Source organism: Streptococcus mitis SK597, assembly GCF_000148545.1.
Lineage (GTDB): Bacteria > Bacillota > Bacilli > Lactobacillales > Streptococcaceae > Streptococcus > Streptococcus mitis_C.
In genome coordinates this window covers 1-10634 of record NZ_AEDV01000060.1, presented here as the reverse complement: position 1 = coordinate 10634, position 10634 = coordinate 1, and the positions used below count along the sequence as shown (strand labels likewise).

Annotated in this window: 11 protein-coding genes; 9 read left to right on the top strand and 2 right to left on the bottom strand. The window is 37.5% G+C overall.

What is annotated here, in order from left to right; genetic code table 11:
* The first annotated feature begins 67 nt into the window (after window positions 1–67).
* Both guaA and SMSK597_RS08940 read left to right on the top strand, forming a co-directional pair.
* On the top strand, window positions 68–1630 hold the full coding sequence (gene guaA / locus SMSK597_RS08945) for a glutamine-hydrolyzing GMP synthase (RefSeq protein WP_000065713.1): 1563 nt from the start codon (window positions 68–70) through the stop codon (window positions 1628–1630).
* 91 nt (window positions 1631–1721) lie between these two features.
* The gene (locus SMSK597_RS08940; protein WP_000189388.1) at window positions 1722–2552 is read left to right on the top strand and encodes a type II restriction endonuclease; all 831 of its coding nucleotides are present in this window, start codon (window positions 1722–1724) and stop codon (window positions 2550–2552) included.
* 18 nt (window positions 2553–2570) lie between these two features.
* Here SMSK597_RS08940 and SMSK597_RS08935 read toward each other — a convergent pair whose 3' ends face one another.
* Window positions 2571–3485 carry a DNA adenine methylase gene (locus SMSK597_RS08935; protein ID WP_000937036.1) on the bottom strand — a complete coding sequence of 305 codons (915 nt, stop codon included), beginning with the start codon at window positions 3483–3485 and terminating at the stop codon, window positions 2571–2573.
* 292 nt (window positions 3486–3777) lie between these two features.
* Window positions 3778–4152: a hypothetical protein gene (locus SMSK597_RS08930; protein WP_001234755.1), complete on the bottom strand. Its 375-nt coding sequence runs from the start codon at window positions 4150–4152 to the stop codon at window positions 3778–3780.
* Between the two features lie 448 nt (window positions 4153–4600).
* On the opposite strand from SMSK597_RS08930, the gene SMSK597_RS08925 reads away from it, so the two are divergent.
* From SMSK597_RS08925 to SMSK597_RS08895, 7 genes are all read left to right on the top strand, one after another.
* A complete protein-coding gene (locus tag SMSK597_RS08925) occupies window positions 4601–5887 on the top strand; it encodes a peptidase U32 family protein (protein ID WP_000169069.1) in 1287 nt (428 codons plus the stop codon).
* 316 nt (window positions 5888–6203) lie between these two features.
* Complete coding sequence (locus SMSK597_RS08920; RefSeq protein ID WP_001054559.1) at window positions 6204–6404, top strand: F0F1 ATP synthase subunit C; 201 nt, start codon at window positions 6204–6206, stop codon at window positions 6402–6404.
* Window positions 6405–6436: 32 nt separating this feature from the next.
* Window positions 6437–7150: a F0F1 ATP synthase subunit A gene (gene atpB / locus SMSK597_RS08915; protein WP_000392863.1), complete on the top strand. Its 714-nt coding sequence runs from the start codon at window positions 6437–6439 to the stop codon at window positions 7148–7150.
* Window positions 7151–7163: 13 nt separating this feature from the next.
* Window positions 7164–7658: a F0F1 ATP synthase subunit B gene (atpF, locus tag SMSK597_RS08910; protein ID WP_000558549.1), complete on the top strand. Its 495-nt coding sequence runs from the start codon at window positions 7164–7166 to the stop codon at window positions 7656–7658.
* Window positions 7658–8194, top strand: coding sequence for a F0F1 ATP synthase subunit delta (locus SMSK597_RS08905; protein WP_000359032.1), 537 nt, complete (start codon window positions 7658–7660; stop codon window positions 8192–8194). The genes atpF and SMSK597_RS08905 overlap by 1 nt, the downstream gene beginning before the upstream one ends.
* Before the next feature lie 14 nt (window positions 8195–8208).
* On the top strand, window positions 8209–9714 hold the full coding sequence (gene atpA, locus SMSK597_RS08900) for a F0F1 ATP synthase subunit alpha (protein WP_000996629.1): 1506 nt from the start codon (window positions 8209–8211) through the stop codon (window positions 9712–9714).
* Window positions 9715–9729: 15 nt separating this feature from the next.
* Window positions 9730–10608 (top strand): F0F1 ATP synthase subunit gamma, encoded by an 879-nt coding sequence (locus SMSK597_RS08895; RefSeq protein ID WP_000301220.1) that lies wholly within the window; start codon window positions 9730–9732, stop codon window positions 10606–10608.
* The last annotated feature ends 26 nt before the right edge of the window (window positions 10609–10634 follow it).

Here is a 10634-nt window from a genome sequence, read left to right as displayed (position 1 = left end):
AGTTGGTAATTCGCCCTTATTTGTGATAGAATATTGGAAAAGATATTTCTTTTGAGAAAGGAAAAAGATGAGCAACATTTCAACTGATTTGCAAGATGTAGAAAAAATCATCGTATTGGACTATGGTAGCCAGTACAACCAGCTGATTTCACGCCGTATCCGTGAGATTGGTGTGTTTTCAGAACTAAAAAGCCATAAAATTTCAGCTGCTGAAGTTCGTGAAATCAATCCTGTAGGAATCATCCTTTCAGGTGGTCCAAATTCTGTATACGAAGATGGTTCATTCGATATTGACCCAGAAATATTCGAACTTGGAATTCCAATTTTGGGAATTTGTTACGGTATGCAGTTATTGACCCATAAACTTGGAGGAAAAGTTGTCCCTGCAGGTGACGCTGGAAATCGTGAATACGGTCAATCAACCCTAACTCACACACCATCAGCGCTTTTTGAATCAACACCTGATGAACAGACTGTATTGATGAGCCACGGCGATGCAGTTACCGAGATTCCTGCTGACTTTGTTCGTACAGGTACATCAGCTGACTGTCCATACGCAGCCATTGAAAACCCAGATAAACACATTTACGGTATCCAGTTCCACCCAGAAGTTCGTCATTCTGTATACGGGAATGATATCCTTCGTAACTTTGCTCTAAACATCTGTAAGGCTAAAGGTGATTGGTCAATGGATAATTTCATCGACATGCAGATCCAAAAAATCCGTGAAACAGTCGGTGATAAACGTGTCCTTCTTGGCCTTTCAGGTGGGGTTGACTCTTCAGTTGTTGGAGTTCTTCTTCAAAAAGCGATTGGTGATCAATTGATTTGTATCTTCGTGGACCACGGTCTTCTTCGTAAAGGAGAAGCGGATCAAGTTATGGACATGCTTGGTGGTAAGTTTGGTTTGAATATCGTCAAAGCAGATGCTGCTAAACGTTTCCTTGACAAACTTGCTGGCGTTTCTGACCCTGAACAAAAACGTAAAATCATCGGTAACGAGTTTGTCTATGTATTCGATGACGAAGCAAGCAAGCTCAAAGATGTGAACTTCCTTGCTCAAGGTACCTTATATACAGACGTTATCGAGTCTGGCACAGATACAGCTCAAACTATCAAGTCACACCACAACGTGGGTGGTCTTCCAGAAGACATGCAGTTTGAATTGATTGAACCACTCAACACTCTTTATAAAGACGAAGTTCGTGCCCTTGGTACAGAGCTTGGTATGCCAGATCACATCGTATGGCGCCAACCATTCCCGGGACCAGGTCTTGCTATCCGTGTCATGGGTGAAATCACTGAAGAGAAACTTGAAACCGTTCGTGAATCAGATGCTATCCTTCGTGAAGAAATTGCCAAAGCTGGTCTTGACCGTGATATCTGGCAATACTTCACAGTTAATACAGGTGTTCGTTCAGTCGGTGTTATGGGTGACGGTCGTACGTATGACTACACGATTGCAATCCGTGCCATCACCTCTATCGATGGTATGACAGCTGACTTTGCCAAAATTCCTTGGGATGTCCTTCAAAAAATCTCAGTACGTATCGTAAACGAAGTGGATCATGTTAACCGTATCGTCTACGATATCACAAGTAAACCACCTGCAACCGTTGAGTGGGAGTAAGAAAAATTACAATAAAAAGGCTTTGAAATCAATGTTTCAGAGCCTTTAATTAAATAATCGCAAACAATTCGCAAACAAAGGAGCTGAGTAAATGACACCTTATACAGATAAAATAATTGATACTATTGCTAAGTATTTACCAGAAAATGAAAATGAATGGGAACTCGTTGGTTTTATAAACAAAAAGAAGGAAATCTACACGTTTGGGAGTGATTCAAAGATTATAGGTAGATTGTTTGAAGTTATAGCTTTTGAAGCATTGCAACGTTCAGCCAATGAATTGGGCTATACTTTACATGAATCTGAAAAACAAACTGTATACCCTGATTTTTATTTTAAAAAGCAAGATGGGCGAAAAATTGCCATCGATATAAAAACTACTTACAGAAGAAGCGAAAATACGAAATTTGGCTTTACAGGTGGTAGTTTTACAAGTTTTATGAGAAATGGAAAAAAGAATATCGTAGGTAACTATTCAGATTATGACGGTCATTATATTTTAGGTGTTGTTTATACTCGTGAACAAAAACCAACTACAGGTAAAGTCGATTTTAAATGTTTGGAATCGATAGTTCCAGCCTATAAAAACATTGAGGTATTCGTTCAGGAAAAGTACAGAATATGTGGTGATAAAAAAGGTAGTGGAAACACTGATAATATTGGAACAATTACTTCAACATCCATTAATCCTTTTGCTTATGGTGCAGGCCCTTTCTCCGTTTTAGGAGATGATGTGTTTAACGATTATTGGAAACATTACCCAAGATATACTGATACCCAAAAGGTAAAACAATCTTTATATAATAATCTTGAAGGATATTTTGAGTGGATTGCTAAAACTGATAAAACTAAATCGTTAGAATTAAAGAAACTGTATTCTAATTATTTAATTCAATATGATAAAACATTTAATAAAAAATAGAGCAGTTCGCTCTATTTTTTATATTTCAAAAAGACTAATTTGCTCCTGTTCAAAATGAACTTCTTCTAAATTCAAATTTTGTTCACTTATTACTAAAGCCTCTATCATTTTATTTCTATTAGATTCTTTTGCTCCTAAGTGATAAAAATGTTCAGTAGTCAATAACTTCCCGTCGTTCCATTTTTCCATATGTGTATTTTTTCTGTATTGATTTTCGTACCACATACTAAAGGCGTATCCAGCTTTTCCTTTTTGAGTAAGTTCTGCGAGTAATACCGCATATTCTTCACTCCAAGAATCATAATATCCATCATAACGATCAATATACGGAGGGTCTAAATAAACAAAGTCATTTTCTCCCATCATTTCAAATGCTTTAGTGAAAGGCATACAGATAAATTCCCAATCTTTGCCCTCTATTATTTCTTCAACCCATGAAACTTGATTTACAATTTTTGTAATCAATGCTTTTTGAAATCTCTCTGGTTTTCGTCCAAAAGGAACATTATAATTCCCTTTATTATTAAAACGTATCATTCCATTAAAATTGGAACGTTGTAAAAATAAAAAATCTAAAGAGCTATGTTCTTTATTAAATCTATCTCTAACTTCATAGTAATAAGATGTCTTATCAGCCGGTGTACTAGATAATTTAGTTGCTTCATTTTCTAAAAAAGTTCTAACTGTTTGAGCAGTAATCTTCTTTGTTTGAATATCTTTGTAAAATTGAATGATATAGGGATTGGTATCACTAAAAATAGCCTTCTGGGGTTCTAAATTAAAACCTACTACACCAGAACCCATAAATGGTTCAAAGTATGTTCCTTGACCATCCCATTTTATTGATTCGGCAATAAATGGAACTAATTTAGTTTTTATTCCTTGGATTTTGATAGGTGGTACTTTAGGTGTGATAATTTTTTTAGGTAACAATTGTAATTCTCCTTTCTTACTATATATATTCTATTATAGCATTTTTTATACTTTTTTCTTCAGAAACTGATTATAAACTTCTCCCATTCCTAAACTGTAAAGTTAAACGCATAAAATATTTAACACTACAAAAAATAGTCGAATAAATGTATTCTGCATTAAAAATTGATCTAACCATTGTTGAACCATCTTTATATAATTTTAGTGTTGTAATTCATCAACGACACTATTATAAAATAAGTGTCGTGTTTTGTCAACGCTTGAAGTTGGAATAAAAAAATAGGCTTGAAGCCTAAATTTTTCCGTGACGCACTAAAAGAGAACCTCTTACTATCATTCTGATAACAAATGAAGTGGTTACATAACTTGTTTTTGTATATAGAGATAAAATCTTTTTTAATTCAGCAATGCCATCAATAGTAGTCTGATTTACTTGTAAATCAGTTCGAGTTTTTGGAGCACTTCGTTCCTCAACTTGAGATTCAAATTTTAATACTTTATCCCAGTTTTGTTCAGCAGTAATTTTTTTAGAATCTAAATAAGCTTTATTTACGACAAAACCATTAGTAAGATGAAGATTATCAAATTCTCCAGTTGCTTTTATTTCTTTTTTTAGAGTATCGATGCTATTTCGTGTTTCTATTGCTAATCTGACAGCTAATCTCATTATCTCACCACCTTTTTTTACTAATACTATTATACAAAAAATGTTGTGTTTTTGCTACACATTAATTTCAACTCTGTAAACAATTTACAAATAACAGAAATTAATTTTAATAAGTTCTTATAAAAATAACTGAGTATAAATCCTTAATTTCACACTATATCGAACCTTATCAATTTAGAAAACAGTTGAGTGGGAATAGTCATTTAAGGACTAACTTATTCCATGTAGTTTAATTAGCCAGTATCTTTGGATACTGGTTTTTGCTCTTTCCTAGACTTTTTGACTACTTGTTAAAACTGGGGTAATTTTCGACTGTTTAACAGTTATTATGTAAAGTTTAAAAGATTAGAATTGTCAAAACAATCTGTCTAGGCTTGATTTTATCACTTATTTACTATAAAATGAGAAGGAAAAACGTCAAACTTTTATATTGCAAATAGGAGAAAACATGACAAAAACATTAAAACGTCCTGAGGTTTTATCACCTGCAGGGACTTTAGAGAAGCTAAAAGTAGCTGTTCAATATGGAGCGGATGCTGTCTTTATTGGTGGTCAGGCCTATGGTCTTCGTAGCCGTGCAGGTAACTTTACCTTTGAACAGATGGAAGAAGGTGTCCAGTTTGCGGCCAAGTATGGTGCTAAGGTTTATGTGGCTGCCAACATGGTTATGCATGAAGGAAATGAAGCTGGTGCTGGTGAGTGGTTTCGTAAACTGCGTGATATTGGGATTGCAGCAGTTATCGTGTCTGACCCAGCCTTGATTATGATTGCAGCAACAGAAGCACCAGGTCTTGAAATCCATCTTTCCACTCAAGCAAGTGCCACTAACTATGAAACCCTTGAGTTCTGGAAAGAACTGGGCTTGACTCGTGTCGTTTTGGCGCGTGAGGTTTCAATGGAAGAATTGGCAGAAATCCGCAAACGTACAGACGTTGAGATTGAAGCCTTTGTCCATGGAGCTATGTGCATTTCTTACTCTGGTCGTTGTACACTTTCAAATCACATGAGTATGCGTGATGCTAACCGTGGTGGTTGCTCTCAGTCTTGCCGTTGGAAGTATGATCTTTATGATATGCCATTTGGGAAAGAACGCAAGAGTCTGAAAGGTGAGATTCCAGAAGAATTTTCAATGTCAGCCGTTGACATGTCTATGATTGACCATATCCCAGATATGATTGAAAATGGAGTGGACAGTCTTAAGATTGAAGGGCGTATGAAGTCTATTCACTACGTATCAACAGTAACCAACTGTTATAAGGCGGCTGTTGATGCTTATCTAGAGAGTCCAGAAAAATTTGAAGATATCAAGCAAGACTTGATTGATGAGATGTGGAAGGTTGCCCAACGTGAATTGGCAACAGGCTTTTACTATGGTACACCATCTGAAAATGAGCAGTTATTTGGTGCTCGCCGTAAAATTCCTGAGTACAAGTTTGTTGCTGAAGTGGTTTCTTATGATGATGCGACACAAACAGCAACCATTCGTCAACGGAACGTTATTAACGAAGGAGACCAAGTTGAGTTTTACGGCCCAGGTTTCCGTCACTTTGAAACTTATATCGAAGATTTGCATGATGCCAAAGGCAATAAAATCGACCGCGCTCCAAATCCAATGGAACTTTTGACAATCAAAGTCCCACAGCCTGTTCAAGCAGGAGACATGGTTCGTGCTCTCAAAGAGGGTCTCATCAATCTTTATAAGGAAGATGGAACCAGCGTCACAGTTCGTGCTTAATAAGCAAGCAGGAGCTGAAAGATTTCTTGTTGCTTTCCCTTTAATCCTGCTCACTAAAAGAAAAGAAGTTAAAGAAAATATATTAATTTCCATCCGAGATTTCATCTCGGTATTTTTTCAATTATTTTTCAGAAAGGTCTAGATAATGGTCGGATTTATTACTAAGTTTTTTACAAAGTTTTCTATATAATAGGCTTAAAAATAGTAAAATTGTAAATANTTTTCATTAAACGCTTTCAATGTTGTAAAAAGTTGACAAATCCAATTTTTAGGACTAAACTAAGTAAGTAAATTTTAATTAAAAGGAGAATTCGTCATGAATTTAACATTTTTTGGTCTATGTCTTGCCTGTATGGGTGTATCTCTTGGTGAGGGTATGTTGATGAATGGTTTGTTGAAATCAGTAGCTCGCCAACCAGATATTATCGCTGAGTTTCGTAGCTTGATGTTTTTAGGGGTTGCCTTTATTGAAGGAACTTTCTTCGTAACTCTTGTCTTCTCATTTATTATTAAATAACGAAATATAAATTGGAGAAGGGAGAATGTTAGATGGAAGAAAGTATCAATCCAACCATCAATATTGGTCCTGTTACCTTTGATTTAACTTTGACAGCCTTGACTTTGCTGTCTGTGTTTCTGATTTTTGCATTTATCTATTGGGCAAGTCGTAATATGACCTTGAAACCCAAAGGTAAACAAAATGTACTAGAGTATCTCTATGATTTTGTAATTGGATTTACAGAACCTAACCTTGGTTCCCACTACATGAAAGATTACTCACTCTTTTACTTATGTTTATTTCTTTTTATGGTCATCGCCAATAATCTTGGTTTGATGGCTAAACTTCAAACAACAGATGGGACAAACCTTTGGACATCGCCAACTGCAAATCTTTCATTTGACCTTGTCTTGTCTTTCTGTATTATTGTGATGGCGCATATTGAGGGGATTCGTCGTCGTGGGATTAAACAATACCTAAAAGGTTTTGTAACTCCTGCATTTATGACACCGATGAATCTACTTGAAGAAGTCACGAATTTCCTTTCTCTTGCTTTGCGGATTTTTGGGAATATCTTTGCAGGTGAAGTAATGACAAGCTTGCTTCTCTTACTTTCACATCAGGCTATTTTTTGGTATCCAATCGCATTTGGGACAAACTTAGTTTGGACTGCATTTTCCGTGTTCATTTCTTGTGTACAGGCCTATGTCTTTACACTATTATCCTCTATGTACCTAGGAAATAAAATTAATGATGAAGAGTAGAAAGGAGTAACTGATGCACGTAACAGTAGGTGAATTAATTGGTAATTTTATTTTAATCGCTGGCTCTTTTATCCTTTTGCTAGTCTTGATTAAAAAATTTGCATGGTCTAATATTACAGGCATTTTCGAAGAAAGAGCTGAAAAAATTGCTTCAGATATTGACAGAGCTGAAGAAGCACGTCAAAAAGCGGAAGTATTGGCTCAAAAACGCGAAGATGAATTGGCTGGTAGCCGTAAAGAAGCTAAGACAATCATTGAGAATGCGAAAGAAACAGCTGAGAAAAGTAAGGCTAGTATTTTAGCAGATGCTAAACTAGAAGCAGGACGCTTAAAAGAAAAAGCAAACCAAGAAATTGCTCAAAACAAAGCTGAAGCTTTACAAAGCGTTAAGGGTGAGGTGGCAGATTTGACAATCAGCTTGGCTGGTAAAATCATCTCACAAAACCTTGATGGTCATGCCCATAAAGAACTCATTGATCAGTATATCGATCAGCTAGGAGAAGCTTAATGGACAAGAAAACAGTAAAGGTAATTGAAAAATACAGCATGCCTTTTGTCCAATTGGTACTTGAAAAAGGAGAAGAAGACCGTATTTTTTCAGACTTGACTCAAATCAAGCAAGTTGCTGAAGAAACAGGCTTACCTTCTTTTTTAAAAAAAGTGGCCGTAGACGAGTCTGACAAGGAAAAAACGATTGCTTTCTTCCAAGACTCAGTGTCACCTTTATTGCAAAACTTTATCCAGGTTCTTATTTACAATCACAGAGCAAATCTTTTTTATGATGTGCTTGAAGATTGCTTGAACCGACTTGAAAAAGAAACAAATCGATTTGAAGTGACGATTAGGTCAGCTCATCCTTTAACTGATGAACAAAAGAGTCGCTTGCTCCCTTTGATTGAGAAAAAAATGTCTCTGAAAGTAAGGAGTGTAAACGAACAAATCGATGAAAGTCTCATTGGTGGTTTTGTCATTTTTGCCAATCACAAGACAATTGATGTGAGTATTAAACAACAACTTAAAGTTGTTAAAGAAAATTTGAAATAGAAAGTGGTGTTCTTTTGGCAATTAACGCACAAGAAATCAGCGCTTTAATTAAGCAACAAATTGAAAATTTCAAACCCAATTTTGATGTGACTGAAACAGGTGTTGTAACCTATATCGGGGACGGTATCGCGCGTGCTCATGGCCTTGAAAATGCCATGAGTGGAGAGTTGTTGATTTTTGAAAACGGCTCTTATGGTATGGCTCAAAACTTGGAGTCAACAGACGTTGGTATTATCATCCTGGGTGACTTTACAGATATCCGTGAAGGCGATACAATCCGCCGTACAGGTAAAATCATGGAAGTCCCAGTAGGTGAAAGTCTGATTGGTCGTGTTGTGGATCCGCTTGGTCGTCCAGTTGACGGTCTTGGAGAAATCCACACTGATAAAACTCGTCCAGTAGAAGCACCAGCTCCTGGTGTTATGCAACGTAAGTCTGTATCAGAACCATTGCAAACTGGTTTGAAAGCTATTGACGCCCTTGTACCGATTGGTCGTGGTCAACGTGAGTTGATTATCGGTGACCGTCAGACAGGGAAAACAACCATTGCGATTGATACAATCTTGAACCAAAAAGGTCAAGATATGATCTGTATCTACGTCGCGATTGGACAAAAAGAATCAACGGTTCGTACGCAAGTAGAAACACTACGTCAGTACGGTGCCTTGGATTATACAATCGTTGTGACAGCCTCTGCTTCACAACCATCTCCATTGCTTTTCCTAGCTCCTTATGCTGGGGTTGCCATGGCAGAAGAATTTATGTACCAAGGGAAACATGTTTTGATTGTTTATGATGATTTATCAAAACAAGCGGTAGCTTATCGTGAACTGTCACTCTTGCTTCGTCGTCCTCCAGGTCGTGAAGCCTTTCCAGGGGATGTTTTCTATCTTCACAGCCGTTTGCTTGAGCGCTCAGCTAAAGTTTCTGATGAACTTGGTGGTGGATCAATTACAGCCCTACCTTTTATCGAGACACAAGCAGGAGATATTTCTGCCTATATCGCAACCAACGTGATTTCTATCACTGATGGACAAATCTTCCTTGGCGATGGGCTTTTCAATGCAGGTATTCGTCCAGCCATCGATGCGGGTTCATCTGTATCACGTGTAGGTGGTTCTGCACAAATCAAAGCCATGAAGAAGGTTGCTGGTACACTTCGTATCGACCTTGCTTCATACCGTGAGTTGGAAGCCTTCACTAAGTTTGGTTCTGACTTGGACGCAGCAACACAGGCTAAGTTGAACCGTGGACGTCGTACAGTTGAAGTCTTGAAACAACCTGTTCATAAACCATTACCTGTTGAGAAACAAGTAACCATTCTCTATGCTTTGACACATGGTTTCTTGGATACTGTTCCAGTAGATGATATTGTTCGTTTCGAGGAAGAGTTCCATGCCTTCTTTGACGCTCAACACCCAGAGATTTTGGAAACCATTCGTGATACAAAAGACTTGCCAGAAGAAGCAGTCTTGGATGCTGCGATTACAGAGTTTCTCAATCAAACCAGCTTCCAATAAGAATAGAGGTGTCAGATGGCAGTATCTCTAAATGATATTAAAACAAAAATCGCCTCAACAAAAAATACGAGTCAAATCACAAATGCCATGCAAATGGTATCGGCTGCTAAGCTTGGTCGCTCTGAAGAAGCTGCTCGCAACTTCCAAGTTTATGCTCAGAAAGTTCGCAAACTTTTGACAGATATTCTTCATGGTAATGGAGCTGGTGGTTCAACCAATCCGATGTTGATTAGCCGTCCCGTGAAGAAGACTGGCTATATCGTCATTACTTCAGATCGCGGTTTGGTTGGAGGTTATAATTCTTCTATTCTGAAAGCCGTTATGGAGTTGAAAGAAGAATACCATCCAGACGGTACAGGTTTTGAAATGATCTGTATCGGTGGAATGGGAGCTGATTTCTTTAAGGCTCGTGGTATTCAACCACTTTATGAACTACGTGGCTTGGCAGACCAACCTAGCTTTGATGAAGTTCGAAAGATTATTTCAAAAACTGTTGAAATGTATCAAAATGAACTTTTTGATGAGCTCTATGTCTGCTACAACCACCATGTTAACACGCTAACCAGTCAAATGCGTGTGGAGCAAATGCTTCCTATTGTTGACTTGGATCCCAATGAAGCGGATGAAGACTACAGCTTGACTTTTGAATTGGAGACAGGCCGAGAAGAAATTTTGGAGCAGTTGTTGCCTCAGTTTGCAGAAAGTATGATTTACGGGGCTATTATCGATGCCAAGACAGCTGAAAATGCTGCTGGTATGACAGCCATGCAAACAGCGACAGATAATGCTAAGAAAGTCATCAATGATTTGACAATTCAGTATAACCGTGCCAGACAGGCGGCGATTACACAAGAAATTACAGAAATTGTAGCAGGAGCTAGTGCCTTAGAATAAGCTCTAGTCCAGCTCGTATGAAAATG

Coding starts and splice junctions, on each gene's coding strand:
- SMSK597_RS08895 (WP_000301220.1), top strand. CDS start 9,730: ATGGCAGTATCTCTAAATGATATTAAAACAAAAATCGCCTCAACAAAA.
- atpF (WP_000558549.1), top strand. CDS start 7,164: ATGCACGTAACAGTAGGTGAATTAATTGGTAATTTTATTTTAATCGCT.
- SMSK597_RS08930 (WP_001234755.1), bottom strand. CDS start 4,152: ATGAGATTAGCTGTCAGATTAGCAATAGAAACACGAAATAGCATCGAT.
- SMSK597_RS08925 (WP_000169069.1), top strand. CDS start 4,601: ATGACAAAAACATTAAAACGTCCTGAGGTTTTATCACCTGCAGGGACT.
- SMSK597_RS08905 (WP_000359032.1), top strand. CDS start 7,658: ATGGACAAGAAAACAGTAAAGGTAATTGAAAAATACAGCATGCCTTTT.
- SMSK597_RS08940 (WP_000189388.1), top strand. CDS start 1,722: ATGACACCTTATACAGATAAAATAATTGATACTATTGCTAAGTATTTA.
- SMSK597_RS08920 (WP_001054559.1), top strand. CDS start 6,204: ATGAATTTAACATTTTTTGGTCTATGTCTTGCCTGTATGGGTGTATCT.
- atpB (WP_000392863.1), top strand. CDS start 6,437: ATGGAAGAAAGTATCAATCCAACCATCAATATTGGTCCTGTTACCTTT.
- guaA (WP_000065713.1), top strand. CDS start 68: ATGAGCAACATTTCAACTGATTTGCAAGATGTAGAAAAAATCATCGTA.